28 protein-coding genes, 1 tRNA gene and 1 pseudogene are annotated in these 26468 nt (G+C 67.2%); 18 read left to right on the forward strand and 12 right to left on the reverse strand.

The window, feature by feature from the left end:
• Positions 1-388: 388 nt before the first annotated feature.
• Positions 389-1606 (forward strand): Na+/H+ antiporter NhaA, encoded by a 1218-nt coding sequence (gene nhaA, locus AC3A6F_RS21820; RefSeq protein WP_487684865.1) that lies wholly within the window; start codon positions 389-391, stop codon positions 1604-1606.
• On the opposite strand, the gene AC3A6F_RS21825 is transcribed toward nhaA, so the two are convergent.
• Genes AC3A6F_RS21825 through AC3A6F_RS21840 form a run of 4 tightly spaced genes read right to left on the reverse strand, consistent with a single transcriptional unit; the run spans position 1591 to position 4639 of the window.
• Complete coding sequence (locus tag AC3A6F_RS21825) at positions 1591-2145, reverse strand: arsinothricin resistance N-acetyltransferase ArsN1 family B (protein ID WP_487684868.1); 555 nt, start codon at positions 2143-2145, stop codon at positions 1591-1593. The two genes, nhaA and AC3A6F_RS21825, sit on opposite strands and share 16 nt — an antisense overlap.
• A gap of 11 nt (positions 2146-2156) precedes the next feature.
• A complete protein-coding gene (gene arsH, locus AC3A6F_RS21830; protein WP_487684871.1) occupies positions 2157-2873 on the reverse strand; it encodes an arsenical resistance protein ArsH in 717 nt (238 codons plus the stop codon).
• An 18-nt stretch (positions 2874-2891) separates the two neighbouring features.
• Positions 2892-4172 carry an arsenic transporter gene (locus AC3A6F_RS21835; protein WP_487684874.1) on the reverse strand — a complete coding sequence of 427 codons (1281 nt, stop codon included), beginning with the start codon at positions 4170-4172 and terminating at the stop codon, positions 2892-2894.
• Positions 4166-4639 (reverse strand): arsenate reductase ArsC, encoded by a 474-nt coding sequence (locus AC3A6F_RS21840; RefSeq protein ID WP_487684877.1) that lies wholly within the window; start codon positions 4637-4639, stop codon positions 4166-4168. Before AC3A6F_RS21840 ends, AC3A6F_RS21835 begins: the two co-directional genes overlap by 7 nt.
• A gap of 101 nt (positions 4640-4740) precedes the next feature.
• Here AC3A6F_RS21840 and AC3A6F_RS21845 point away from each other — a divergent pair, with 101 nt between their 5' ends.
• Positions 4741-5082 carry an ArsR/SmtB family transcription factor gene (locus tag AC3A6F_RS21845; RefSeq protein WP_487684880.1) on the forward strand — a complete coding sequence of 114 codons (342 nt, stop codon included), beginning with the start codon at positions 4741-4743 and terminating at the stop codon, positions 5080-5082.
• A 17-nt stretch (positions 5083-5099) separates the two neighbouring features.
• Positions 5100-5508: pseudogene (locus tag AC3A6F_RS21850) on the forward strand (anion permease); the annotation flags it as partial.
• Here AC3A6F_RS21850 and AC3A6F_RS21855 read toward each other — a convergent pair.
• Entirely contained in the window at positions 5499-6080 is a 582-nt protein-coding gene (locus AC3A6F_RS21855) for an isochorismatase family protein (protein WP_487684883.1), read from the reverse strand. The pseudogene AC3A6F_RS21850 and the gene AC3A6F_RS21855 sit on opposite strands and share 10 nt — an antisense overlap.
• Before the next feature lie 112 nt (positions 6081-6192).
• Between AC3A6F_RS21855 and AC3A6F_RS21860 the strand changes: the two genes are divergently transcribed.
• From AC3A6F_RS21860 to AC3A6F_RS21875, 4 genes are read left to right on the forward strand one after another with little or no spacing between them, the layout of a single operon-like run.
• Positions 6193-7143: a phosphate acetyltransferase gene (locus AC3A6F_RS21860; RefSeq protein WP_487684886.1), complete on the forward strand. Its 951-nt coding sequence runs from the start codon at positions 6193-6195 to the stop codon at positions 7141-7143.
• 1 nt (position 7144) lies between these two features.
• Positions 7145-8335, forward strand: a complete 1191-nt coding sequence (locus tag AC3A6F_RS21865; protein ID WP_487684889.1) for an acetate/propionate family kinase — start codon at positions 7145-7147, stop codon at positions 8333-8335.
• Positions 8332-9099, forward strand: coding sequence for an enoyl-ACP reductase FabI (gene fabI / locus AC3A6F_RS21870; protein ID WP_487684892.1), 768 nt, complete (start codon positions 8332-8334; stop codon positions 9097-9099). The genes AC3A6F_RS21865 and fabI overlap by 4 nt, the downstream gene beginning before the upstream one ends.
• Before the next feature lie 14 nt (positions 9100-9113).
• A complete protein-coding gene (locus tag AC3A6F_RS21875; protein ID WP_487684895.1) occupies positions 9114-9401 on the forward strand; it encodes an RNA-binding protein in 288 nt (95 codons plus the stop codon).
• Here AC3A6F_RS21875 and AC3A6F_RS21880 read toward each other — a convergent pair.
• The 4 genes from AC3A6F_RS21880 to AC3A6F_RS21895 are packed head-to-tail and all read right to left on the reverse strand — an operon-like array spanning position 9398 to position 12066.
• Positions 9398-10258 carry an alpha/beta hydrolase family protein gene (locus tag AC3A6F_RS21880; RefSeq protein WP_487684899.1) on the reverse strand — a complete coding sequence of 287 codons (861 nt, stop codon included), beginning with the start codon at positions 10256-10258 and terminating at the stop codon, positions 9398-9400. The two genes, AC3A6F_RS21875 and AC3A6F_RS21880, sit on opposite strands and share 4 nt — an antisense overlap.
• A gap of 52 nt (positions 10259-10310) precedes the next feature.
• Complete coding sequence (locus AC3A6F_RS21885) at positions 10311-10529, reverse strand: hypothetical protein (protein ID WP_487684902.1); 219 nt, start codon at positions 10527-10529, stop codon at positions 10311-10313.
• Positions 10526-11095 (reverse strand): sigma-70 family RNA polymerase sigma factor, encoded by a 570-nt coding sequence (locus AC3A6F_RS21890; RefSeq protein WP_487684905.1) that lies wholly within the window; start codon positions 11093-11095, stop codon positions 10526-10528. The genes AC3A6F_RS21885 and AC3A6F_RS21890 overlap by 4 nt, the downstream gene beginning before the upstream one ends.
• Complete coding sequence (locus tag AC3A6F_RS21895) at positions 11092-12066, reverse strand: catalase family peroxidase (protein ID WP_487684908.1); 975 nt, start codon at positions 12064-12066, stop codon at positions 11092-11094. The genes AC3A6F_RS21890 and AC3A6F_RS21895 overlap by 4 nt, the downstream gene beginning before the upstream one ends.
• A gap of 233 nt (positions 12067-12299) precedes the next feature.
• Between AC3A6F_RS21895 and AC3A6F_RS21900 the strand changes: the two genes are divergently transcribed.
• The 4 genes from AC3A6F_RS21900 (at position 12300) to AC3A6F_RS21915 (ending at position 15900) form a co-directional block, all read left to right on the forward strand.
• Positions 12300-13742, forward strand: coding sequence for a catalase (locus AC3A6F_RS21900; RefSeq protein WP_487684911.1), 1443 nt, complete (start codon positions 12300-12302; stop codon positions 13740-13742).
• Positions 13743-13997: 255 nt separating this feature from the next.
• Positions 13998-14540 (forward strand): carboxymuconolactone decarboxylase family protein, encoded by a 543-nt coding sequence (locus tag AC3A6F_RS21905; protein WP_487684914.1) that lies wholly within the window; start codon positions 13998-14000, stop codon positions 14538-14540.
• On the forward strand, positions 14537-15058 hold the full coding sequence (locus tag AC3A6F_RS21910) for a redoxin domain-containing protein (protein ID WP_487684917.1): 522 nt from the start codon (positions 14537-14539) through the stop codon (positions 15056-15058). The genes AC3A6F_RS21905 and AC3A6F_RS21910 overlap by 4 nt, the downstream gene beginning before the upstream one ends.
• A gap of 95 nt (positions 15059-15153) precedes the next feature.
• Entirely contained in the window at positions 15154-15900 is a 747-nt protein-coding gene (locus tag AC3A6F_RS21915; RefSeq protein WP_487684920.1) for a hypothetical protein, read from the forward strand.
• Here AC3A6F_RS21915 and AC3A6F_RS21920 read toward each other — a convergent pair.
• On the reverse strand, positions 15890-16375 hold the full coding sequence (locus AC3A6F_RS21920; RefSeq protein ID WP_487684922.1) for a GNAT family N-acetyltransferase: 486 nt from the start codon (positions 16373-16375) through the stop codon (positions 15890-15892). The genes AC3A6F_RS21915 and AC3A6F_RS21920 overlap by 11 nt on opposite strands.
• A complete protein-coding gene (locus tag AC3A6F_RS21925) occupies positions 16372-17061 on the reverse strand; it encodes a hypothetical protein (RefSeq protein ID WP_487684925.1) in 690 nt (229 codons plus the stop codon). Before AC3A6F_RS21925 ends, AC3A6F_RS21920 begins: the two co-directional genes overlap by 4 nt.
• Positions 17062-17222: 161 nt before the next feature.
• On the opposite strand from AC3A6F_RS21925, the gene AC3A6F_RS21930 reads away from it, so the two are divergent.
• From AC3A6F_RS21930 to AC3A6F_RS21955, 6 genes are all read left to right on the forward strand, one after another.
• Positions 17223-17774 (forward strand): GNAT family N-acetyltransferase, encoded by a 552-nt coding sequence (locus tag AC3A6F_RS21930; RefSeq protein ID WP_487684928.1) that lies wholly within the window; start codon positions 17223-17225, stop codon positions 17772-17774.
• Between the two features lie 104 nt (positions 17775-17878).
• A complete protein-coding gene (locus tag AC3A6F_RS21935) occupies positions 17879-19396 on the forward strand; it encodes a RimK family ATP-grasp domain-containing protein (protein WP_487684931.1) in 1518 nt (505 codons plus the stop codon).
• A 45-nt stretch (positions 19397-19441) separates the two neighbouring features.
• Complete coding sequence (locus AC3A6F_RS21940) at positions 19442-20095, forward strand: MarR family winged helix-turn-helix transcriptional regulator (protein WP_487684934.1); 654 nt, start codon at positions 19442-19444, stop codon at positions 20093-20095.
• Positions 20096-20106: 11 nt separating this feature from the next.
• Positions 20107-20829, forward strand: a complete 723-nt coding sequence (locus tag AC3A6F_RS21945; RefSeq protein WP_487684937.1) for an MOSC domain-containing protein — start codon at positions 20107-20109, stop codon at positions 20827-20829.
• Between the two features lie 88 nt (positions 20830-20917).
• A tRNA-Ser gene (locus AC3A6F_RS21950) sits at positions 20918-21007 on the forward strand.
• Positions 21008-21227: 220 nt separating this feature from the next.
• Entirely contained in the window at positions 21228-22901 is a 1674-nt protein-coding gene (locus AC3A6F_RS21955; RefSeq protein WP_487684940.1) for a M14 family metallopeptidase, read from the forward strand.
• Between the two features lie 27 nt (positions 22902-22928).
• Here AC3A6F_RS21955 and AC3A6F_RS21960 read toward each other — a convergent pair whose 3' ends face one another.
• A complete protein-coding gene (locus AC3A6F_RS21960; RefSeq protein WP_487684943.1) occupies positions 22929-23684 on the reverse strand; it encodes a GntR family transcriptional regulator in 756 nt (251 codons plus the stop codon).
• A gap of 299 nt (positions 23685-23983) precedes the next feature.
• Here AC3A6F_RS21960 and AC3A6F_RS21965 point away from each other — a divergent pair, with 299 nt between their 5' ends.
• The gene (locus AC3A6F_RS21965; protein ID WP_487684946.1) at positions 23984-26452 is read left to right on the forward strand and encodes a TonB-dependent receptor; all 2469 of its coding nucleotides are present in this window, start codon (positions 23984-23986) and stop codon (positions 26450-26452) included.
• Positions 26453-26468 lie beyond the last annotated feature (16 nt).

Here is a 26468-nt window from a genome sequence, read left to right on the forward strand (position 1 = left end):
CGGCCTGCAGAATGTAGGCGAATCCCACCCTCTCCGCCAAGTATCATGAAAGAAGCCACCGCAAGGTGGCTTTTTTCATTCCGGAACGTCACAGAGGAGTAGGGCGCCTGCGCGCCCTACGTGTGGGGATTCGAAGGGCATCGCGTACTCGCGATGCCGCGGCCTGCAGAATGTAGGCGAATCCCACCCTCTCCGCCAAGTATCATGAAAGAAGCCACCGCAAGGTGGCTTTTTTCATTTCAAGGTCGCTGGCGTGGTCTGCGTGGCGGTTGAAGCGCAACGCCCAATTCGGTACAATCCTGGCATGGCGTGTGCTGCGTGCGCCCGGGGCTATCCCCGAATACGGAGAACGACAAAAACTTCGTTTTCCGTACAAGGAGAAGCCCTCATGAGCGTCAACGCGTCCCATCTTTCCGCCTTCCAGCGCTTCCTCGCCAGCGAATCCGCCGGCGGCATCCTGCTGATGTTCGCCGCCATTGCCGCGCTGCTGGTCGCCAACAGCCCGCTTGCCGACAGTTACCACCACCTGCTGCACCTGCCCACCGGCCCCATACTGAGCGACAAGCTGGGCCCGATGACGCCGCACCTGTGGATCAACGACGGCCTGATGGCCCTGTTCTTCCTGCTGGTGGGCCTGGAGATCCGGCGCGAGCTGGTTGACGGGCGCCTGGCCACCTGGAAGGCGCGCCGCCTGCCGGCCCTGCCGGCCTTGATGGGCATGGCGGTGCCGGCCGTGATCTATACGGTGCTGACGCGCAGCGATCCGCTGCTGGCCAATGGCTGGGCGATCCCGTCGGCCACCGACATTGCCTTCGCCATGGGCGCGCTGGCCCTGCTCGGACGCCATGCGCCGCTGTCGCTCAAGCTGCTGCTGGTGGCAATCGCCATCCTCGACGATATGGGCGCGGTCGTCATCATCGCCATCTTCTATACGTCGAGCATCGACGGCGGCGCGCTGGCCGCGGCCGGCGCCATCGTCGCGGCCCTGGTCGTGTTGAACCGGCTGCGCGTGATGTCGCTGTGGCCTTACCTGATCGGCCTGGCCCTGCTGTGGTACGCGACCTTGCTGTCCGGCGTGCACGCCACCATCGCCGGCGTCGTCGGCGCCTTCCTGATTCCGTATATCCCATCCACCGGCGAGCAGGATGCGTCGGATTCGCCCGATTCGCCGCTGCACCGGCTCGAGCACGCGCTGGCGCCATGGGTGGGCTTCCTGATCGTGCCGCTGTTCGGCTTCGTGAACGCCGGCGTCTCGTTCGCGGGGCTGTCGCTGTCGAGCGTCCTGGCGCCGCTCCCGCTGGGCATCGCGGCGGGCCTGTTCGTTGGCAAGCAGCTGGGGGTGTTCGGCGGCGTCCTGATCGCGGTGAAGACCGGCCTGGCGGCCAAGCCGGCCGGCGCCAGCTGGCTGCAGATCTATGCGATGGCCATGCTGTGCGGGATCGGCTTCACCATGAGCCTGTTCATCAGCGGGCTGGCCTTCCCGGGACATCCCGAATTCGTCGAAGAGGCCAAGATCGGCATCCTGCTGGGGTCATTGGTGTCGGCGGCTGTCGCCTGCCTGATCCTGCGTTTCGCGCCGAAGACGGGCGATCAGGCCGCGGCCTGATCCGGCGCGGCTGATACGATGCCGGCTTGCAGCGGCAGTTGCCAGTAGCCGACGTCGATCCAGCGGTCGAACTTGAAGCCAACTTCGGCGAAGTGGGCGACCTTGCGAAAGCCCAGGCGCTCGTGCAGCGCGACGCTGCGCGCGTTGGGCTGGGCAATGCCGCCGATGACCGTATGCAGTCCGCGGATACGCAGTTCGTCGAGCAGGCGCGCGTAGATGCGCTGGCCGTGCCCGCGGCCCGCCAGTGCGACATCCAGATAGACGCTGCTTTCCACCGCATGCCGGTAGGCCGGCCGGGCGCGCCATTTGGTAGCGTAGGCATAGCCGGCCACCACGCCGTCGATTTCCAGCACCAGCCATGGCAAGCCGCCCTCCGTCACGTCCGCAATGCGCCCGGCCATGTCGGGCTCTAGCACCGGCGTTTCCTCGAACGAGATCGTCGTGGTGGCGACGTAGTGGTTGTAGATGGCGCAGATGCGCGCGGCGTCCAGGCTGGAGGCGGGGCGGATGTCGGTCATGGTTTCATGGTGGCAGCTCATGGAATTGCACCTTACAGCTGCGCGATCTGGCGGTCGATCGCCCGGTTCGCGCGCTCGCTGCGTTCGCTGTAGCGGTCCGTCAGGTAGGCGCTGCTGCCGCGCATCAGGAGCGTGATCTTGACCAGTTCTTCCATGACGTCGACCACGCGCTCGTAGTAGGCGGAGGGGCGCATGCGGTCGTCGTCGCCGAATTCCTTGTAGGCCATCGGCACCGACGACTGGTTCGGAATCGTGAACATGCGCATCCAGCGGCCCAGCAGGCGCAGGGCATTGACCACGTTGAACGACTGCGAGCCACCGCAGACCTGCATCACGGCCAGCGTCTTGCCCTGGCTTGGCCGCACCGAACCCTGTTCGAGCGGAATCCAGTCGATCTGGTTCTTGAATACCGACGTCACGGCGCCGTGGCGCTCCGGGCTGCACCATACCTGACCCTCGGACCAGATGCACAGCTCGCGCAACTCGGCCACCTTCGGATGGGTCTCGGGCACGCTGCCCACCATCGGCAGCCCGGTGGGATCGAAGATCTTCACTTCGGCGCCGAAGTGGCGCAGGATGCGCGCCGCTTCTTCGGTCAGCAGGCGGCTGAATGCGCGCTCGCGCAGCGAGCCATACAGCATCAGGATGCGCGGCGGATGGTCGATGCCGTCGGCGGGAGCGAGCCGCTCGGCGGCAGGCAGGTCGAGGCGCGCCGGATCGAGGTTGGGAAGGTCGGGAATCTGGTCCATGGTAGTGAGAGTCAGGGTTTAGCTTAGGCGCAGCGCGAGCGCGCACAGCGTGAGCAGGAGGATCGGCAAGGTCAACACCAGGCCGACGCGGAAATAGTAGCCCCACGAGATGCGGATGCCCTTGGCCGCCAGCACGTGCAGCCAGAGCAGGGTGGCGAGGCTGCCGATCGGTGTGATCTTCGGCCCCAGGTCGCTGCCGATCACGTTCGCATAGATCATCGCCTCGCGCACCGCGCCGGTCGTGGCGGTGGCGTCGATCGCCAGCGCGCCGACCAGCACCGTCGGCATATTGTTCATGATGGACGACAGGGCCGCGGCGATGAAGCCGGTGCCCAGCGCCGCGCCCCAGACGCCGTAGGCGGCGCAGCGCTCGAGCAGGGCGCTCAGGCCATCGGTCAGGCCCGCGTTGCGCAGGCCGTACACCACCAGGTACATCCCGAGCGAGAACACCACGACCTGCCACGGCGCGCCGCGCAGTACCTCGCGCGTCGGAATGCGGTGGCCGCGTGCGGCGACGGCGAGCAGGATGATGGCGCCGCCGGCCGCGACGGCGCTGATCGGCACGCCGGCATCGTCCAGCCAGAAGAAGCCGGCCAGCAGCAGCGCCAGCACCCACCAGCCGGCGATGAAGGTCGCGCGGTCGTGGATCGCATCGGCCGGCCGGCGCAGTTGGGCGAGATCGTAGTGGCGCGGGATATCCTTGCGAAAGAACAGGTAGAGAATGGCCAGGGTCGCCGCCACCGACACCAGGTTAACCGGCACCATGACGGCGGCGTAGCGCGCGAAGCCGATGCCGAAATAGTCGGCCGAGACGATGTTGACCAGGTTCGACACCACCAGCGGCAGGCTGGCGGTGTCGGCGACGAAGCCGGCCGCCATCACGAAGGCCAGCGTCGCGCGCGGCGGGAAGCGCAGCGCGGCCAGCATGGCGATCACGATCGGCGTCAGGATCAGCGCCGCGCCGTCGTTCGCGAACAGGGCCGCCACCACGGCGCCGAGCAGCACCAGCAGGACGAACAGGCGCCGCCCATCGCCCTTGCCCCAGCGCGCCACGTACAGCGCGGCCCACTCGAACGAGCCGGCGCGATCGAGCAGCAGGCTGATGACGATCACGGCGACGAAGGCGCCGGTGGCGTTCCAGACGATGTTCCAGACCACTGGGATGTCGGACGGCTGGACTACGCCGAGGAGCAGGGCGGCGACGGCGCCGCCAGCGGCGCTGTAACCGATGCCCAGGCCGCGCGGCTGCCAGATCACCAGCGCCAGCGTGGCGACGAAGATAAGCGAGGCGGTCAGCATGCGCCGATGCGGTCCAGCGCTGCCTTCAGCGCTGCACGGTCGCCCGCCAGTTCGGCCAGCGGCAACGCGAACAGCGCCCCGATGCGGGCCAGTACGATCGCGTAGGTCGCCTCGAAGGCTGCCGCGATTTGCGCAGGCGTTCCCTGAACCTCGCTCGGGTCGCTCAGCCCCCAGTGCGTGCGTACAACGTCGCCCAGGTAGGCCGGGCAGGTCTCTCCGGCGGCATTGCCGCATACCGTCACCACCACATCCGGCGTGAGCGGCAGGTCTTGCCAGGATTTGCTGGTATAGCCGTCGACCGCGATGCCGTGACGGCGCAGCAGGTCGAGCGCATCCGGGTTGAGGCGGCCGGTCGGCTTGCTGCCGGCGCTGATGGCCTTGAAGCCGTGCGGGGCGAAATGGTTAAACACGGCTTCGCTCAGGATCGAGCGGCAGGAGTTGCCGGTGCAGAGGAACAGGAAGTTCATGGGTAAAAAGGTATCGGGTTAATCTCAATATTTCAATAGATATTGAGATGATAGGGCGACTATAATCGAGGCACTGAAATTCTTCAACTGGAACATCGAGGATGGAAACCAAACAGGTACTGGCAGCGCTCGCCGCCCTGGCCCAGGAATCGCGGCTGGCGATCTTCCGCCTGCTGATCCAGGCTGGCCCAGCGGGACTGCCGGCCGGGAAGATCGGCGAGGAATTGGGCATCGCCTCGTCGGCACTGTCCTTCCACCTGAAGGAGCTGGTTCACGCCGGCCTGGTGACGGCGCGCCAGGAAGGGCGATTCGTCATCTACACGGCGCAGTTCGACACCATGAGCGAGCTGGTCGGTTTCCTCACCGAGAATTGCTGCGCCGGCGTACCCTGCGGGATCGATGCGGCAGGCGGGGCGTGCCCGCCGCCGGTTGCCAGGCGCTGAGCACCCTGGAAGTTCCTGACCATCTCAACCAACTCGGCGTCATCGCCTGGGCCTCGAATGGCATGCGCGACGCCATCGCCGGCAGTGGCATGGGTGGGGCGCGGCGGCGACCGTGCTGGTGCTGGCTTTCGTGTTCTCGCACTACCTGTTCGCCAGCACCACGGCCCACATCAGCGCCATGATGTTCGCCCTTCTTTCGGTGGGCGCCGCGCTGGTGCCGGGGCGAGTACCTGGTCCTGCTCATGCTGACGGCCGCCTCGGCAATCATGATGACGCTCGCCCACTACGCCACCGGCACCTCGCCTATCATATTCGGCAGCGGCTACGTGACGATGGTGGCGCATCGGCTTGATCATGTGCGTGTTCGAGCTGGCGGTGTTCGCGATCGTCGGCGCGGCGTGGTGGAAGGTCCTCGGCTACTGGTGAGCGGGTACTGGCGCCACGGGTTCGGACTTGACCAGCGCCAGCACCTCGCGAAAGCGCGGATGGCGGCAATCGTGCAGCCACTCGAACAGCACCATCTCGTGGCTCACGATCGTCGCGCCGGCATGCTGCAGGCGGCGCATGGCGGCGCCGTGGTCCGACGGGCGGCGCGAGCCGCTGGCGTTCTCCACCACATACACGTCGCGGCCAGCGCGCAGCAGGCCGAGCGCCGTTTGCAGCAGGCAGACGTGGGCTTCGCAGCCGGCGATCACCACTTGCCGGCGACCCGGGGCTTGCGCGTCGAGCGCCGCCAGCAGGCCATCTTCGCAGGCATCGAAATGCGTCTTTGCCACCGTCTGTACGCACAGCCGGGCCAGCGCGTCGGTATTCGGACCGAGCCGTTCGTGGTTCTGCACCGTCCCCAGCACCGGCACCTCGAGCAATGCGGCGGCGCGCGTCAGCACCAGCGCCTTGGCGATGACGTCGTCCGCGCCGTGGATCGCCGGCATCATCCGGGCCTGGTAGTCGACCAGCACCAGGCTGCTGGCCCGGGCATCGATAGCGTTTATCGTCATTCGGCCTCGAATTTCTTAAACCAGTTTAAGTTTTGTTGCGATGCAGCATAAAACCGTTGCTTTGCTACCATCTAATGCTACCATCTTGCGGTCACAGCACGAGGAGACAGGCATGGAACCGGTGAACACGACGCATCCCTATTATGACCGCCTGATCGCCGCCGCGCGCACAGAGGGGCCGGTCACGGTGGCGGTGGCGCATGCCTGCGATCGCTATGCGATCGAAGCGGCGCTCGACGCCGCCCGGATCGGCCTGATCGAGCCGCTGCTGGTCGGCCCGCAAGCGCGCATCCACGCCGCCGCCGACGCGGCCGGCCTCGACATCGGCGCGCTGGCGCTGTTCGACACGGAGCACAGCCACGCCTCGGCCGCGCGCGCGGTGCAGCTGGTGCGCGAAGGCAGGGCGTCGGTCCTGATGAAGGGCAGCCTGCACACCGACGAGTTGATGGGCGCCGTGGTGTCCGGCGCCACCGGCCTGCGCACGGCGCGGCGTCTCTCCCACTGCTTCGTGATGGACGTCCCGGGCCGCGGCGAACCGCTGATCATCACCGATGCCGCCATCAACATCATTCCCGACCTGGCGGCCAAGCGCGACATCGTGCAGAACGCGATCGACCTGGCCCGGGTGCTCGGCTTCGACGGCGTGCGGGTGGCGATCCTGGCGGCGGTGGAAACCGTGAGCGACAAGATGCCGTCGACGATCGACGCCGCAGCCCTGTGCAAGATGGCCGACCGCGGCCAGATCACGGACGCGGTGCTTGACGGCCCGCTGGCGATGGACAATGCGATCGACCTGCAGGCCGCCGCCATCAAGGGCCTGGTGTCGCCAGTGGCGGGCCGCGCCAACGTGCTGGTGGCGCCGGACCTCGAAGCCGGCAATATGCTGGCCAAGAGCCTGAGCTTCATGGCCGGCGCGGCGGCGGCCGGCATCGTGCTCGGCGCGCGCGTGCCGCTGATTTTGACCAGCCGCGCCGATACGGTCGCAGCGCGCCTGGCCTCGTGCGCGGTGGCGGTGCTGCTGGCGCGCCATCAACTGGCCAGCGCCAGGCTGGCGGGGCGCTGAGATGGGAGTCAGCGACTGCGTCGCCGTCATCAACGCCGGCTCGTCCAGCATCAAGTTCTCGGTGCACCGCCTGCCGGACCTGGCGCTGGCCTTCAAGGGCCGGATCGAGAACCTGTATCGCGGAGCGACGCGCTTCATTGCCCAGGACGCCGACGGCGCCACGGTCGGCGAGCAAAGCTGGCCGGACGCGCTCGACCACCATGCCGGCATGGCCTTCCTGATCGACTTCGCCGAGCGCGAACTCGATGGCTACCGCGTGCGCGCGGTGGGCCACCGCATCGTGCACGGCGGCGTCGACTACAGCGGCCCGCAACGCCTGGACGAGACCGTGCTCGAACGCCTGGAGCGGCTGGTGCCGCTCGCGCCGCTGCACCTGCCGCACAACCTGGCGCCAGTGCGCGCCCTGATGGCGCTGGCGCCCGGCATGATGCAGGTAGGCTGCTTCGACACCGCCTTTCATACGGCGCAGCCGGCGCTGGCCCAGGCCTTCGCGCTGCCGCCGGAGATTACCGATCTCGGGATCCGCCGCTACGGTTTCCATGGTCTTTCGTACGAATACATCGCGGCCACCTTGCCGCAGCATGACCCCGCGCTGGCCGGGGCGCGGGTGGTCGCCGCCCACCTCGGCAACGGCGCCAGCATGTGCGCCATGCGCGGCGGGCGCAGCGTGGCCAGCACCATGGGCTTCACCGCCGTCGACGGCCTGCCGATGGGCACGCGCTGCGGCGCCCTCGATCCGGGCGTGGTGATCTACCTGATCGAGGAACTGGGCATGAAGGTGTCGAGCGTGCAGCGCCTGATGTACCAGGAGTCGGGGCTGCTGGGCGTGTCCGGCCTGTCGTCCGACATGCGCACGCTGGAGGCGAGCAGCGATCCGCGCGCGCAACTGGCGATCGATCTACTGGTCTACCGGATTGGCCGCGAGCTCGGTTCGCTGGCGGCCTCGCTGGGCGGCCTGGACGCGCTGGTGTTCTCGGGCGGGATCGGCGAGAACAGCGCGCGCCTGCGCGCCGCCGTCTGCCGCGACGCCGCCTGGCTCGGGGCCGAACTCGATGAAGGCCTGAACGCCGCGCCGCCGCCCGGCGTCGCCCGCATCAGCGCGCCCGGCAGCCGGGTCTCCGTGTGGCTGGTGCCGGCCAACGAAGAACTCATGATCGCCCGTCATACCCTCGATTTGCTGGAGGTAGCATGAACCATCATCCCATCCTGGAAGGCAAGCGCGCGCTGGTGGTCGGCGTCGCCAACGAGCACTCGATCGCCTGGGGCTGCGCCAAAGTCTTCCATGCGCTGGGCGCCGAACTGGTGCTCACTTACCTGAACGACAAGGCGCGCCCGCACGTCGAACCGCTGGCCGCGCACATCGGCGCGCGCTTGCTGCCGCTGGACGTGCGAGAACCGGGACAACTGGAAGCGTTGTTCGCCGACCTCACGCAACTTGGCCGGCTCGACATCCTCGTGCATTCGATCGCCTTCGCGCCCAAGGCCGACCTGCAGGGCGGCCTGCTCGACTGCTCGCTGGATGGCTTCCTGCAGGCGATGGACGTGTCGTGTCACTCCTTCGTGCGCATGGCGAAGCTGGCCGCGCCCTTGATGACGCAGGGCGGCAGCATGTTCGCGATGAGCTACCACGGCGCCGACAAGGTGGTGCCGAACTATAACGTGATGGGACCGGTGAAGGCGGCGCTCGAATCGAGCTGCCGCTACCTGGCCCATGAACTCGGACCGCGCGACATCCGCGTGCACGCCATCTCGCCGGGGCCGCTCAAGACGCGCGCCGCCTCGGGCCTGAAGGACTTCGACCTGCTGCTGAGCGATGCGGTGGCGCGTTCGCCGTTGGGAGAACTGGTCGACATCGACGACGTCGGCCAGGTGTGCGCCTATCTCGCCTCGGACTTCGCGCGCCGCCTGACCGGCAGCACCGTCTATGTGGACGGTGGCCTGAACATCATCGCCTGAACCCTGGAGCAACCATGAAAGTCATCCTGTCCGGCCTGCACGGCGACGCCTGCGAGACCGCCATCGTCGAAAGCTTCGCGCCTTACTTCCACATTCGCCACGTCGAAATGATCCGCGAAGGCTCGCCCGACAGCCCATGGGCCGTGCTGCACATCGCCGATTCCTACGAGCGTGCCTGGGAAGCGTGCAATACGCTGCGCGGCGTCTTCCACCGCGGAAAACGCCTGCACATGTACATTCCGCTGCACCAGAGAGACATCTACCACGAGTTCGAGCCGCACCAGCGGGTGGACATCCGCTAGTCTTTCAGCTGTGGGGTGCGTTCGGCCACGAGCGCGTCGAACCAGTCGAGCGCCGCATCCCACAAGGCTTGGGCCTGCGGCCTGAAGTAACCCATGTGGCCGAGCCGCAGGTCGGCCACGTTCACCGTCTTCACGGGCGCAGCGCCATAGCCGGCCATGAAGGCGTCGCGCGAGGCCGGCGGCGCCCAGCGGTCGTCGAGCGCATTGTAGGCGACGATCGGCGTGGTCACGCGGGCAAAGCCCAGCGCGGTCTCGCGCATCGACGGATCGTCGAAGAAGTAGCGCGGGAAGCGGCACCAGCCCTTCCACTGCCGGTAGACGCCGCGCGGCACGTCGGCGCCCATGCCGATCCGGCTCCAGGCCAGGTAGCCGTGGCGCCAAACCAGCCAGGGGCCGGCGATGCGCCACAGGAAGTGCACCTTGAGCCGCTCCAGCGGCGGCATCCAGCCATGCCAGCCTGCACCGGTGCCGAAGGCGGCCAGGCCGGCGATCCGCTCGTGGTTTGGCAGCAGGCCGAGCGCCTGGCCGCCGAAGGAGTGCCCGGCCAGCAGCAGCGGCGTGGCGCCGTGCGGCACCGAATCGATGATCGCCGCCAGGTCGAGCCGGGCCCAGTCCAGGAAATCGCCGGGAAAGCCCGCCAGCGACGGCGGGGCCGAGCGGCCAATGCCGCGGTAGTCGAAGGTGGTGACTGCATAGCCGCGCGCCGCCGCATGTTCGGCGAAGCGCCGGTAAAAGCCCTGCGGCACGGCGGTGGCGCCGGCCACGACCAGGTGCCCGCGCAGTTCGCCCTGGGGCTCGAAGCGGTGCGCTTCGAGCAGGTACCCATCGCTAGCGCGGACGGTAATCGGGGTGGCCATTCTGTTTTCCTTTGGATTAAGGGTCCGAATCATAGTTCAATCCCGGACCCTGTCAAGCCCGCGTCTCGGGCGCGGTGTCGCGCGCGAGCAGGGTGTCCAGCTGCGCGAACAGCTGGGCGAACTGGCGCGACGCCACCTGGCAGGCGGCGCATCCGGCCAGGTGCGTTACCAGCGGACGCGCTTCATGCGGTGTGAGCGGCTGGTCGCGCGCATTGGAAACGAGCCAGGTGGTGTCGCGGCAGGTGATCGGGGTGGTGGTGGTGTCGGTCATTCGGGTTCTCCCCAGCTGCGCACCGTGCATTCGCGCAGGCGCATGCGCGCGCGGTACAGCACCACACGCAGGTTGGCATTGGTGAGCATGCAGTGCTCTTCGATTTCCTTCAGTTCCATGCCCAGGTATTCGCGCATCAGGAACAGGCGCGCCGTGTCCTCGGGCAGGCGGCGCATGCACAGCTCGACGATGTCGAGCAGCTGGCGCTGGGCGGCGAGGGTGGCGCCGCACATGGTCTCGACGAAGGTGTCGGGATGCCAGGCGCCGTCGGGCGTGAACAGCCCGTCGAATTCGGCCTCGCCATCCGGGACGAGCACGGGCGCGTCCGGCCCCGGCCTTCGGCTGCGAATCAGATCCACGATCTTGTGGCGCAGGATCCCGGTCAGCCAGCTGCGCAGCGTGGCGCGGCCGGCGTAGCCGTTCCAGCCGCGCGCCGCGCCGACCAGGGTGTCCTGCACGGCGTCTTCGGCATCGGCCTGGCTGCCCAACTGCAGGCGCGCGAGGCGCAGCAGGAAAGGGCGCTCGCCGGCCAGGGCCTGCCACGGGTCGCGCGCCCCGTCCATCATTGCTTGAGGCGGCGCGACAGCGAGACCGCGTAGGCGGCGCCGCGCGCGTGCAGGATCGGATCGTCGCTGGCCGAGATCCCGGTGGGCAGCGCCAGCGGCATATAAACCACGCCGTTGCAGGCATCCTGCGGCGCTTGACCCTTGACCAGCAGGCGGCCCAGCTCGACTTTGCCGGCGCCCTGCCACACGGTGCTCGGATCGAGCAGAGAATCGCCGGCAGCCGGCAATTGGGCATACAGCGTGAAGCCGACGGGGCCTGCACCCAGCCGCTTGGCCAATTCGTCCTGCAGGAACAGGTCGGGCAGGGTCTTTTCTTCGTCGGCGCTCAAGAACTGCACGGGCGCGAACGGTTCGGCGATGATGCGCGCATGCTGCGTCTTCTTGCCGCGGCCGCTGAACACGAAGGCGTTGTTCGAGAAGTAGGGCGTGCTGGCATACGAGCCTGGCGCCGGATGCGCGGCCAGCAGGGCCGGCTGGCGCGTGCCGTCCGGATGGGCGGCGTTGTGGGCGGCGACCTTTGCCGGATCGGGCTTGCCGGTGGCCGGATCCGGCACGCGCGCCTGCAGGAAGCTGACGAAGGACTCCGGCGTGGCGGCGAAGAAGGCCGGCTCCGAGATCAACAGCAGGTCCCAGGTCTCGCCGCCGCTGGCCAGGCGCATCGACAGGCCGCGCACGCTGCGGCTCTTGTCCGACGCCTTCGGATTGCCGCCGCCGACCGAGAAGCGCACATTGGCCGGCACGTTTTTCTGCCCGAACAGTGGACCGTCGGCGAAGTCGCGCGCGCTCTTCGCGGGCTGGAATTGCCCGACCGCGCAGAAGCCCTTGGCGTGCGAGGCGCGCATGCCGGGGTGCGATCCGAAGGTGCCGTTGAGGGCGTCGACCAGGCCGGCGGGGCTGGTGTCCTGGGCTTGTGCGAGAGGGGCGCCGGCGGCGCCGATGGCCAGCACGGCTGCGGCGAGTGTGTTGTTCATGATGGACTCCTGTTTGAATAGTGGGTAGCGATAAGTCGGCGCATCCGCCGTTTCGTTACAGCGCCGCGTCGTTTTTTTCGCAGGCCTGTGCCTCTACGCCGGCTGATCGATATTCCCAATCACGTCCAGAGGAATTTCCAATTTCTCATTTTAACTTAGGTGTCCTAACATTCGTCTCGGCTTACCGCAACATGAACAAGACGCAAACCCCACTACTACTGAAGGAGACCGCGATGAACAAGCTGACCACCGCCGCAGGCGCACCCGTCGTCGACAACCAGAACACCTTGAGCGCCGGGCCGCGCGGCCCTCTGTTGCTGCAGGACGTCTGGTTCCTCGAAAAACTGGCCCATTTCGACCGCGAAGTGATCCCCGAGCGCCGCATGCACGCCAAGGGCGCCGGCGCCTATGGCAGCTTCACCGTGACCCACGACATCACGGGTTATACCAAGGCGCGGCTGTTCTCGGAAATCGGCAAGAAGACAGAGCTCTTCATGCGCTTTTCGACGGTAGCGGGCGAGCGCGGCGCGGCCGACGCCGAACGCGACATCCGCGGCTTCGCCATGAAGTTCTATACGGAGCAGGGCAACTGGGACCTGGTCGGCAACAACACGCCGATCTTCTTCCTGCGCGACCCGCTCAAGTTCCCCGACCTGAACCACGCGGTAAAACGCGACCCGCGCACCGGCATGCGCAGCGCCGACAACAACTGGGATTTCTGGACCAGCCTGCCCGAGGCCCTGCACCAGGTCACCATCATCATGAGCGAGCGCGGCATCCCCAAGAGCTACCGCCACATGCACGGCTTCGGCAGCCACGCCTTCAGCTTCATCAACGCCGACAACGAGCGCTTCTGGGTCAAGTTCACCTTCAAGACGCAGCAGGGCATCGCCAACCTGGACGATGCGCACGCCGCGGCCTTGATCGGCCGCGACCGCGAAAGCCACCTGCGCGACCTGTATGACAGCATCGAGGCCGGCGACTTCCCGCGCTGGACCATGTACGTGCAAATCATGCCGGAGAAAGAGGCGGCCACGTATCGCTACAACCCGTTCGACCTGACCAAGGTATGGCTGCACGAAGACTATCCTTTGACCGAGGTCGGCGTGCTGGAACTGAACCGCAACCCCGAGAACCACTTCGCGGAAGTGGAGCAGGCCGCATTCAGCCCGGCCCACGTGGTGCCCGGCATCGGCTTCTCGCCCGACAAGATGCTGCAGGGCCGCCTGTTCTCATATGGCGACGCCCAGCGCTACCGGCTGGGCGTGAACCACCACCAGATCCCGGTGAACGCGCCGCGCTGCCCGGTGCACAGCTATCACCGCGACGGCGCCATGCGGGTCGACGGCAATCGTGGCGGCACGCCGGCGTATGAGCCGAACCGCCATGGACAATGGCAGGAGCAGCCGGATTTTCGCGAGCCGCCGCTGTCGCTCGAAGGCGCGGCCGATCACTGGAACCACCGCGTCGACGACGACTATTATTCGCAGCCGGCGCTGCTGTTCAGGAAAATGTCGCCGGCCCAGCAAGACCTGCTGTTCGAGAACACTGCGCGCGCCATCGCGGGCGCCTCGGACGAGGTCAAGGCGCGCCATATCGCCAACTGCACCCTGTGCGACCCGGCCTATGGCGAAGGCGTGGCCCTGGCCATCGCACGCCACGATGAAGGTATCTGAAGATATTTAATTAGGAGTCCTTGACATTATCCCGACAGCTGCTATCCTGTGTTCTCGGGCAGTCAGGCAGCCGACACCGCAGCATTCAGGCAGTAGAGAAGCAAGACGTCCCCGCGCATGCCGCCGCATGCCGGGCGTCGCGAGGGTCGGCAGCATGACTGCCTCTTTTTACAGGATTAATAGTTAGGACTCCTCTATATAATGGGTGATGTGGCCGCACCCTTCGACCCGGCCACTCGACTGAAAGGAAACATCATGTCCCGTATCGAACTCGTCAACCCGACCACCGCCCAAGGAACCAGCGGCGAACTGCTGCAACAGATCAAGGGCGCCTTCGGCGTCGTGCCGAATATGTTCCGCGGCGTGGCCAACTCGCCGGCAGCGCTGACCAGCATGTGGGGCTCGTTCGGCGCCCTCGGCGGCGGCACCATCGGCGCCCGCCTGGGCGAGCAGATCGCCGTCGCGATCGCCGACCGTAACGACTGCCATTACTGCCTCGCGGCCCACACGGCACTCGGCCAGAAAGCCGGCGCCACGCTTGAGGAGATGGCGCAAGCCCAGGCCGGCCAGTCGAGCGACCCGCAGACCGCCGCCGCCCTGCGCTTCGCGCTGGCCGTGGTCGAGAAGCGCGGCCACGTCGAGGCGACCGAGGTGCAGGCCCTGCGCAACGCCGGTTTCGACGACGGTGCGATCGTCGAGATCATGGCCCACGTGGCGCTGAACCTGTTCACCAACTACGTGAACGTGGCCTTCGACGTGCCGGTCGACTTCCCTGGCGTGAAGCTGCGCGCAAAATGAACGCGCCTCTTTACCACGCCGCCGCGCCCGAGTTCGAGGTCAGCGGCTGGCTGAACGCCACGCAGGCGCCGACCCTGGCGTCCCTGCGCGGCAGGGTGGTGGCGGTGTACGCCTTCCAGATGCTGTGCCCGGGCTGCGTCTCGCACGGCATCCCGCAGGCTAAGGGCATCCGCCAGCTGTTCGGACAGGACGAGGTCGCAGTGCTGGGCCTGCACACGGTGTTCGAACACCATGAGGCCATGAACGAGGGTGCCCTGAAGGCCTTCGTCCATGAGTACCGCATCGGCTTCCCGGTCGGCATCGACCGCGCCAGCGAGACCGGCCCGGTACCGCGCACGATGGAGCGCTATGGCTTGCGCGGCACGCCGACCTTGCTGCTGTTCGACCGCCAGGGCGTGCTGCGTCACAGCTTGTTCGGCCGGGCCGAGGATATGCAGGTCGGCGCGCTGATCGGCCGGCTGCTGGCCGAACCCGTCGAGGCCACCGGCTGCGACGGCGACGCCTGCAGCGTGCGTTAGCAACAGCGCTGGCCCGGCGCGTCCCTGGGAGCGGGGCGCCGCCGGCCACCATCGAACGATTCGATTCACTCGCAAAACAAGAAAGAGAACCTGATATGAAACTGATCCAGACCACCATCGCCGCGGCCCTGTCGCTGACCATGCTCGGCGCCCATGCCCACCAGGGTGCACACAAGGGTGGCATCAAGAGTGCGCCCGCCAAGGCGGTGAAAGCGCCGTTCGACATCCACCACACCAAGATCGCGACCGAAGGCAATATCGCGACCTTCCACGTGTCGGTGTCGGGCAAGGCCGGCGCCTCCAAGCCAGCCAAGACCGGCAAGCTGGCCGGCAGCAAGGTGTTTTCGTACGTGTGGCCGACCACGATGGATCCGTCGACCGTGGGCTTCGAGCGCGGCGCCGGCATCCTGGCCTTCGCCGTCACCTCACACCCGGATTTCGACGACACTCCGCTGTACGACGAAAACGGCGACGGCAAGCTCGATAACGACGGCGACCTGTGGCACTCGCACTGGGTGGTGCTGACCAAGGACGCCGCCTGCGGCAAGGACGCGCTCAAGATCGTCGACATCCCGGAAGGCGCCAAGCCGAAGCTGCCCAAGACCTGGCCGGGCCTCCCGATCCTGATCGACAGCCCGGCCTACAGCCCGGTCTTCAAGGGCGACACGCTCGAAGTGAAGGTGCCGTTCGACGACATCACGGTGCTCGACAACGCCGGCTTCGACGGCGTGACCGCGGCGCTGCGCATCAACGAGAGCGTGCACAATCCGCTGGTCTGCGTGGCCGACGTGTTCAAGGTCGCCTCCGGTAACCTGAGCCTGCCGGGCATGGTCAACCAGTAAGGCCGTTGGCATGGATGCGCGGCGCCAGCGGTTTTTGCAGGCGCAGCGCATCCATGCCGTCGTGGTAATAGGCGGCCTGGCGGCCGAATTCGCGGTAGCCGCGGCCGCGAAACAGCGCCAGCGAGGCCGCATTGTCGGCGCGGATCTCGAGCCGCAGGCAGGTGTAGCCGTGTGCGCGCGCCTGCCGTTCGGCGGCATCGACCAGCCTCGCGCCGACGCCCCGGCCCAGGTGCTCGGGGTGGGTCGCGATCGAATACAAGCGCGCGATCGTCGAGTTGGCGCGAAACAGCAGCAGGACGTAGCCGCGCAAGAAGGTGTCGTTGCGGGCGTCGACCAGCAGGGCGCCGTGCGCGCTGGCGAGCAGGTAGCGAAAGCGCCGCCGGTCGAGCCGGTTGCCGGGAAAGCAGGCGTCCTCGATGCCGACCAGCGCCGCGACATCGTCCAGGGTGGCGCGCCGGATAGGGTTGGCCTTCATCCCCATAATGCATGGGCCGCGCCGAGCTGCGCCACCGGCAATGTCGACAGCTTCGGCAAGGTGGCGTACACCTCGTCGTACAGCGCGTGCATCTCGCCGGCGGACTCGGGGTCGCAGGTCTCGGCGTCGCTCACGCAGCGTCCGGGACCATAGTCATGCGCGGCCGGCTGGTGCAGGACGACGTTGGCCAGGCTGGCGTCGTGCACACGCGCCACGTGTGCCAGCACGGCCGCGCGTTCTTCCATGCGGGGACCGTCGGCGCCGCACACCGCGACGAACAGCACCCGCATGCCGGGATTGAAGGCGCGCGCCGCGTTCAGTCGCGCCAGCAGCCGGTACTGGCAATCGAGGTCGATCTCGGCGCCGCGCACCGGCACCACCACCAGCCGCGCCGAGGCCAGCACGCAACGGCACTCCTCGGTGTCGCGCGCGCCGGCGTCGACCAGGATGTCGTTGAACAGCGGGCGCAGGGCGGCCAGCCGCGTCTTGACCGCGCGGCTGCCCACCTGGCGCGTGTCGATCCAGGGACGCACCGCCGCTGCGCCGCGCTCGGCGCCCCAGCCATCGTCGCGTGAGGTATGCATCAGGCACACCCGGCGCCCGCTGCGCGCGCGCAGCACCGCGAGATTGCGCGCGATGACGCTGCGGTCGGGATTGCCGTGCTGGTTGACGATGGCGATGATCATGATGGCCTCCAGTGCAGGTTCGATGACCATAAGCGTAGCGAGACGGCCGTAAAAACCGGGAAAAAGACAGGGGGGCGGATATCAATGCCGTGTAAACGTGCGCTGACGCCATCGGCCGTGTCGGGATAAGGTGCCGGTCCCCGATCACTCCAGGAGCTGTCATGTCCGACCTTCTTTTCAATGTGCTTTCCACCGAGCGCCTGCGCCTGCGGGCACTGCGCCCTGGCGATGCGCCTGAGCTGCTGGCGCTGTATGCCGATGCCGAAGTGATGCGCCACTGGATCCACCCGCCCTGGACCGCGCTGGCCCAGGCGCAGGCGGCGATCGACGAGGCGCAGCGCGACCTGGCCAACGGGTGCGCGCTCCACCTCGCGATCGAGGCGCGGCCAGAGGGCCATCTGGCCGGCAGCTGCGCGCTGTACGATATCGCCCCCGACCACCGGCGCGCCGCGCTCGGCTACCTGCTGGCCGCGCCGTACTGGGGGAAGGGCATGGCGCGCGAGGCGTTGCAGGCCCTGCTGGGACATGGCATCGGCACGCTGGGACTGGAGCGCATCGAGGCCGAGGTGACGCCGCATAACTTCGCGTCGCAGTCGCTGCTGGCCCGCCTCGGTTTTCGCCGCGAAGGACGCCTGCATGCGCGCTGGCGCGTCGGCGGCGCGACCCGCGACGTCGATCTGTGGGCGCTCTTGCGCCAGGACTGGACAGCGTGAAGCAGGGCGTTTACACCTGCTTGCCAAGAGGGTGGCAGTTCTTTATACGGTCTTTATGGCCGCGCCGGTAGAGTGGCGACCAACCCAACTCCGGCATCGCCACCATGACCACGCTTTCCACGATTTCTTCCGATCCTGAGCCGCGAACGCGCCGCCTGCTCGTCGTCGACCACGCCCGCGACTGGCGCGCGCCCGACACCGATTGCACCGTGATCGAGGCCGACGACTTCCTGGCGGCGTGCGAATCCGACCAGGGCGCCCTGGTGATCAACCTGTGCGGCAGCTACAAATACCTGTCGGTCGGCTACTACTGCTCGCTGATGGCGCAGGCCAGGGGGCAGCAGGTGCTGCCGTCCGTGAAGACCATCAACGACCTGTCGCGCAAGGCGATCTATACGCTCGACACGGGTGAACTCGACCGCGCGCTGAACGAGGCGCTCGGCGGCGCCGGCGGCGTGCCGATGCCGGTCGCGTTCTCGCTCGATATTCGTTTCGGCACGACCGACTACACGCCGCTGGCCGCCCTGGCGCGCAGCATCTTCGACACCTTTCCGGCGCCGCTGCTGCGGGTCGACTTCGCACGCGGCGACGCATGGCACATCGTCGCGATCCGGATGCAGGGCGCCGGCAGCCTGGGCGACACGGAACGCAGCGCCTGCGTCGCACTGGCGGGGGCCTGGGAGGGTTTGCCGCAACGCGCGCCGGTCGTACGCCGCTACCGCTATCGGATCGCCATGCTGCATGACGCGCACGAGGAGCTGGCGCCGAGCAATCCGGGCGCACTGGCGCGCTTTGCCGCCGTGGGCCGCGAACTGGGCGTCGAGGTCGCGCCGGTTTCACGCCAGGATTTCTCGCGCCTGGCCGAATTCGACGCCTTGTTCATCCGCGAGACCACCGCCATCAACCACCACACCTATCTGTTCGCGAAGAAGGCCGAAAGCGAGGGACTGGCGGTGATCGACGATCCATCCTCGATCCTGCGCTGCACCAACAAGGTCTATCTGGCCGACCTGCTGCGCCGGCACGGCATCCCCACGCCGCTGACCTTGACCCTGCAAAAGGCCGATGCCGGCGCGCTGGCTACCATCGAGGCCAGGATCGCCTATCCGATGGTGCTCAAAATCCCGGACGGCGCCTTTTCGCGCGGCGTCGTGAAGGTGGCGAATGCGGATGAATTCCGGCGCGTGGCGCAGGAACTGCTGCGGCAGTCGGCGCTGATCCTGGTGCAGGAATACCTGTACACCGATTTCGACTGGCGCATCGGGGTGCTGAACCGGCAAGCCATCTTCGCCAGCAAATACTTCATGTCGAAAGGCCACTGGCAGGTCGCCAAGCGCGACGCCAGCGGCAAGGCTGAATTCGGCATGGCGGCCGCCGTGCCGCTGGGCGAGGCGCCGCCCGAGTTGCTGGACTACGCGTTGCGGGCGGCCAACCTGATCGGCGACGGCCTGTATGGCGTGGACATGAAGATGACGCCGCGCGGGCCGGTGGTGATCGAGGTGAACGACAATCCGAACATCGATGCCGGCGCCGAGGACAGCGTGCTGGGCGACGAACTGTACCGGATCGTGCTGCGCGACTTCGTGCGGCGCCTGGATCTGCTGCACGGGGTGAATCTCTAATTAGGACTCCTTGACAAACCCGCGTGCTTTGCTATCCTGAAGCACATGGACATCCAACCCGAAACCCCCTGGGACAGCACGCCCGACGTCTCCGCCCGCATCGTCACCGCCATCGGCCGCATCGCGACCGTGCTGCGTGCCGGCATGTGGGAAGTCTCGACCAGCGAAGGCCTCAATCCGGCCCAGGCCGAGATACTGCATCTGCTGCAGCACCGCACGCGCGGCGTGCGCCTGTCGTGGCTGGCCAAGCAGTTGTCGATCTCGGCGGCCAGCGCCAGCGATTCGGTCGCCGCGCTGGTGGGCAAGGGCCTGGTGCGCAAGGCGCGCGCCGAGGACGATGGCCGCGCCACCGCGCTGCACCTCACGCCCGACGGCGAGCGGGTGGCCGAGCGCCTGGGCCACGCGCTGTCGTTCGCCGACAATGCTGCGTCGCGGCTGGCGTCAAGCCAGCAGGTGCAGATGCTCACCGGCCTGTTCAAGCTGATCGCCGAACTGCAGAAGACCGACCGCTTTCCCGAACTGCGCGCCTGCCTGTCGTGCCGCCACTTCGAGGCCAATAAATACCCGGGCGCCGAGGTGCCGCACCACTGCGCGCTGGTGGGCGCGCCGCTGCCGATTTCCTTCCTGCGCATCGATTGCGCGGAGCACGAGCCGACCGATCCTGTCATCCAGCAGCGCAACTGGGCCATCTTCGCCTGACGAGGAAAACCATGAGTTCATTTCAAGCGAGCCCGATCGACGCGCTGCTGACCGGCCATGCGCGTCCAATCAATGCGGCCGGCACACCCGAGGTCTTGAGCGGCATCGGCAAGCAGGCGCGCCAGGGCGCCTTGTGGCTGGGATTGAACGGCCTCGAAGGCGACGAGCAGGGAGATCGCGTCTACCACGGCGGTCCCGAGAAAGCGCTGCACCATTACGCCGCCGAGCATTACCCGCACTGGCGCGACTGGTATCCGGACAGCCCGGTGCCGTATGCCGCCGGCGCCTTTGGCGAGAACGTATCCACGACCGGCATGAGCGAACGCGAGGTGCACGTGGGTGACGTGTTCCGCGTCGGTGAAACGCTGGTGCAGGTGTCGCAGGGGCGGCAGCCGTGCTTTCGCGTGAACCTGCGTTTCGGGCGGCGCGATGCGGCGCTGGCGCTGCAGGCCAGCGGCTACACGGGCTGGTATTATCGCGTGCTGCGCGAAGGCTGGCTGGCGGCGGGCGATGCGTTCGAACTGGTCGACCGGCCATGTCCCGACTGGCCGCTGGCGCGCGCGATCGCGGCCATGTTCCCGGACGATGTCCAGGCGCCTGGCTTGCGCGACGAGTGGCTGGCTGCGTCGACGCTGGAGCCCCTGGTGCCGCGCTGGCGCACGACCTTCGAGCGGCGCCTGGCGAGCGGGCAGGTCGAGGACTGGAGTTTGCGGCTGAACGGTCCGCCGGCGTAAAAATTTACCTGGCACGTGTGCCTTGCAGTTTACATTAGGCGTCCGCTATAATGCGGCCTCGCTTACGCGACCACGCAACACCGATTCAGGAGAGGTGGCAGAGTGGTCGAATGTACCTGACTCGAAATCAGGCGTACGGGCGACCGTACCGTGGGTTCGAATCCCACCCTCTCCGCCAAGCAGCATGAAAAAAGCCACCGCAAGGTGGCTTTTTTCATTTCGGGACTTCACTGCAGATTGTTCGATATTGATCTATCATTATCAATAGCGGCGGCATCTTGCCGTCATCGCTCACCCTGCATGAAGGTACCGTTTTGCTCAAGAATTTCCGACGTCCAGCCATCTCGCTTCTTTTCCTCTTCACCTGTACAGCCGCATTTGCCGCAGCGCCCCTCGACGTGCTTCCCGCCGCGCCAGCCTGGAACGGCAAGAGCGAGCGCCTGATCGTGCCTGCCGGCAACCGCTGGGCCACGGTGGCCGAGAAATCGGATTTCCGCGAGTCGCCGTCATATGCCGACACCATGACCTACCTGCGCGCGCTGGACGCCGCATCCGACCTGATATCCCTGCATGGTTTCGGCAAGAGCTACCAAGGCCGCGAGCTGTTCTACGTGCACGCCAAAAAACCTGGCACGGGCAAGCCGGTGGTGATGGTGCAGGCAGGCATCCACGCCGGCGAGATCGACGGCAAGGATGCGGGCCTGATGCTGCTGCGCGATATCGCCGTGCGCGGACGCGACGACTTGCTGGACAAGGTCGACCTGGTCTTCATCCCGATCCTGAACGTGGATGCCCACGAAAACGCGAGTGCGCTCGGCCGGCCGCACCAGCGCGGCCCGCACACGAAGGGCAGCCGCACCAGCGCCCAGGGACTGGATCTGAACCGCGATTACGCGCGCCTGCAGTCGCCCGAGATCGCCGCCGTCGTCAAGCTGCTGCAGCAATTCGATCCCGCCCTCTACGTCGACCTGCACGTCAGCGACGGCATCGACTACCAGTACGACGTCACGTATGCCTTCCCCGGCTGGGGCACCTATGCGCGCTCGCGCGCGACGGCCGATTGGCTGATGACCACCTACACGGGCGACGTCGATGCCGCGCTGGCCAGCCAGGGCCACGTGCCGGCCGTCTACCCGAGCTGGGTCGACGAGAACACGCCCGAGCGGGGCCTGCGCATCAGCGCCGAAGGTCCGCGCTACTCGACCGGCTACGGCGACTTCGTCGGCATCCCGACGGTGCTGGTCGAGAACCACACCATGAAGCCGTACAAGCGCCGCGTGCTCGGCACCTACGTCTTCCTCGAGCAATCCCTGAAGACGGTCGGGCGCGAAGGCGCGCGCATCGCCGGGGCCAAGGCGCAGGACCGCGCGGCGCGACCGGATAGGCTGATGGTGCGCTGGGAGCGCGAAGTGGCGCCGCTCGCGACCCGGCAGTTCAAGGGTATCCGCTACGACTCCTATGCGTCGCCGGCATCGGGCGCCAGGGAGCTGCGCTGGACCGGCGAGCCGGCGACGATCGCCATGCCGGTGTTCGGCGTCCGGTCGATGAAAGAGGTCAGCCTGCCGCGCGCCTGGTGGATCGGAGCGCACGACCAGGACCTGATCGCGGCGTTGCGCACGCACGGCATCCGCATGGAAGTGCTGGACGCGCCGCGCTCCATCACGCTCGAAGCGGTGCAGATGGTGTCGGGCAGGGAGCGCGCCGGGATGCGCCGCACGATCAGGGAAGTGAGCTTGCCGGCGGGGTCGGTGCGGATCCCTGCGGACCAGCCTTTCCACCTGCTGGCCGCCGCCTTGCTGGAACCGGAAAGCGACGATTCCTTCCTGGCCCACGGCCGCTACGACGCGGCGCTGCCGCTGGAATCGCGGATGGCGCGCCACCTGCTGGCGCCATTGGCCGACCGCATGATGGAAGCCAGCCCGGAACTTCGCGTGCAGTTCCAGGCCGCGCTGGCCCAGGATGCCGCATTGGCGGCCGATCCGCAGGCGCGCCTGCGCTGGTGGCTGGCGCGCTCGCCGTACCTGGATCGCGCGCAGTGGACCTATCCGGTGTTCGCCGAGCCGCGCCGATAGCGGCTCACCTGCCTGGGCTTCGATGCGTCAGCCCAGGCTCCATTTGTTGATCCGCGTCTTGTAGCGATAGCTCGGCACGTAGCGCATCTCGCAGTACTCGATCGGCTGGCGCCGGTCCGACAGGGTGATGCGTTCGCAGGCCAGCAGCGGACTGCCCTCCACCACGCCGAGCAGGGCGCTTTCTTCCGTCTGCGCCGTCACCGCGCTCAGGCTCTCCAGGCATTCCGACGGGCGCACGCCCAGGTCTTCGACCAGCAGGCGATAAAGCGAACCCTTGGCCTCGAGTTGCTGGCGGCGCAGGAAGGCCCCTTCCGGCAGGTTGAGGAAGGAATCCTGGAGGCCGACCGCCGTCCCGTTCAGCAGGCGCAGGCGGCGCAGGCGCACCAGCGGGGCGCCAGCCTCGATCTGCAGCAGGCTTGCCAGCGCCATGTCCGCCGTCACCGGCTCCAGCGCCAGGATGCGCTGCCCGGGAATGCCGCCGCGCTTGAGGGCGTCGTCGCTGAAGCTGTCGAGGAAGCGCGACATCTGGCGCACCGCTTCGGGCGCGGCGAAGGTGCCGCGGCCATGGTCGCTGTACACCACGCCTTGCTCCTCGAGCAGGCGGATTGCCTTGCGCACCGTGTCGCGGCTCATATTGAACGTGGCCGCCAGTTCGCGTTCGGCCGGCAGCGGCGCATTGGCCGGGTAGCGGCCGCTCTCCAGCTCCTGCTGCAGGGTGGCCGCCAGCTGCCGGTACAGCGGCGCGTCGCCGGCGCCGCGCTTGTCGTCGATTGCTTGTCCCATTGTTCTACCTTTTTCGAACCCGGCATCGTACCACGCGCCACCCTCGGGCGCCCGGCGACGCCTTTGCTTTATTCAATTATAGGTACGTACCAATTGTGACGTGCTGATGACGAGCGACCCCGATCCGGCACTATTTTTTCCTCCTGTTGCGTCATGCGATTTATTTGCCCATTTCACAAAAACCTTGTTGAGTAGTGGTACGTACCAGTGTATTCTTTCTCGAAAATAAAGATAAGCGGGACCAGGAGAGCATTGCGCGGCGCAGCCGCTTCGGTCATCCAAAAACAAGGGGAATAATCGTGTACAAGCATGTGGGCTTATCGGCAGCGGTATCACTCGCGCTGCTGCAGTGGAATAGCGCGATGGCGCAGGAGGCGCAGGCGGAGACGACGGCCCAGTCGCCGGTGACGCTGGTCGAAGTCACCGGCAAGCTGCTGGGCAAGGGCGAGACGCGCGCCAACAGCGTGATCGACGTCGAAACCATCCAGGCCCAGCCGGCTGGCCTGGATCCGCTCAAGCTGCTGGCCCGGGTACCCGGCCTGCAGGTGGGTTCGAGCGACGCGCTCACCGGTTCGTTCTCGATGCGCCTCGGCATGCGCGGCCTGAACAAGGAGCAGATCGGCATCTCGGTGGACGGCGTCCCGAACGGTTCCACGCTGTCGAACGGCGGCACCATGCCCACGCGCCTGCTGGACAGCGCCAACCTGGTGCGCATCGACGCCAGCCAGACCGCGGGCGATCTCGGCACCCCGTCCGACCAGGCGCTGGGCGGCTATATCAATTTCCAGACGCGCGATCCGGGCAAGGAAGCCGGCGCCGAGATCGAACTCACTGGCGGCAACTACGGCTACAAGCGCGGCTACGCGCGCATCGAGACCGGCAAGTCGGCGGCCGGCACCAGCGCCTATCTCAGCCTGTCGCAGTCGAGCGTGAATACCTGGCCGGGCGAGGAATCCGGCGCCAACCACCGCCGCAACGCCAGCGTGCGCGTGATGCAGGACCTGGGCGGCGGCTCCAGCCTGCGCGCCACCGTCAGCTCCAACGATTTCCATGACAACGACTACGACGCCGTGGCCCTGCGCTCGGTGGTCGGCACCGGCTACAAGGCGGTGTTCGAGATCGACCCCGACACCGACGGCCTGCTCGACCGCTGGACCGGCAATCCGGCCATCGACCAGAACAACCGCAGCACGCGCGGCATCAACAGCAAGGACATCCTGGCGCACGTCGACTGGACCCAGCGCTTCGGCGGCAACGGCAAGTTGGTCCTCAAGCCCTATATCCACACCCAGGAGGGCAATGGCTGGTTCTACGTGCCGTACCGCGCGCTGCCGGCCAACGGCAAGGTGTTCAGCGCCGTCGCGCCCGGTGGCCGTCCGACCGCCACCGTCCAGGAATGCTATGCCAACCAGTACCGGCGCGACGCCGGCGGCGCCCTGATCCCGGTCGCGGCCGGCACCCTGCCGGCGGGCGTGACGGCCGCCTCGCTGCGCGCGGCCGGCTGCCCGGCGGCCGCCAACTATGCGATGAACCCGCAGGACGCCTGGGGCGAGCGCGAAGCCACCACCCGCCGCAGCGACAACAGCATCAACCGCCGTGGCGCGCTGGGCGAAGTGTCGTACACCATCGCCGACGGCCACCGCCTGCGCCTGGGCGGCTGGTACGAGCACACCCGCCGCAAGAAGATCCGCAACTGGTTCGGCGCCAGCGACCCGACCGTCGGCTCGGCCTACGACGAGGGCGACCTGTATTCGATCACCCAGGACCGCCACTACACCCAGAACACGGCGATGGCCTACATCCAGGACAAGATGACGCTGCTGGACGGCCGCCTCGAACTCGACGTCGGCGCCACTTACCAGCGCTTCCGCGCCTCGTACAATTCAGCGGTCGAATTCGCCGGCGAGCGTTCGCTGGAGGTGTCCTCGGGCCTGCTGCCGAAGCTGGCGGCCCTGTACCGCATCAGCGACGAGCTGGAAGTGTTTGCCAGCGGCTCGAAGAATTTCAGCGCGATCCCCGATTCGGTATTCGAAGGCTCGGCGGCGATCGATGCGAAAAAAGGCATCGAGCCGGAGACATCGGTCAACAAGGACATCGGCCTGCGCTGGCAGAAGGACGGCGCCGGCTTCGCCATCACCGTCTACGATATCGACTTCCGCGACCGCATCTCGACCCAGAACGGCAATCCGAACGGCGACATCTTCGAGCGCGACGCCACCACCAGCTTCATCAACCAGGGCGGGATCAGCTCGCGCGGCGTGGAACTGAGCGGGCGCCTGGCCGGCACGCGCTACGAGCTATACGCGAACTATGCCCACAACCGGGCCAAATACGCCGACGACACCCCGTTCGAAGGCATCCGCGCCGGCGACCCGGTGCTGGGCGCCGCCAAACATACGGCGTTCGTCGAGGCGGTCTGGAAACCGGCGGGCGCCTGGCGCCTGGCGGCCAACGCCAAGTACACGGGCGAGGCGGCCGGCACCTACGGCGACGTGCGCAACACCCTCAACAACGGCGGCCCGGTCTTCTATCCGCGCGAGTACATGCCGGCCTATACGCTGGTGGGGCTGTCGGCGCGTTATTCGCCGCAGCTCGGCCTGGCCTGGCTGCGCAATGCCGAACTGTCGTTCAACGTCGACAACCTGTTCGACAAGCGCTACCTGGGCGGCCTGGGTTCGGAGCTGACCACCTCCAATCCCCTGACCTCGGGCCGCTACTTCCTGGGCAGCCCGCGCGCGATGTACCTGACCCTGCGCGGTCGCTTCTGAGCCCGGCCCGATGACA

The sequence above is a fragment of the Massilia sp. Soil_C_3 genome (genome assembly GCF_057657035.1).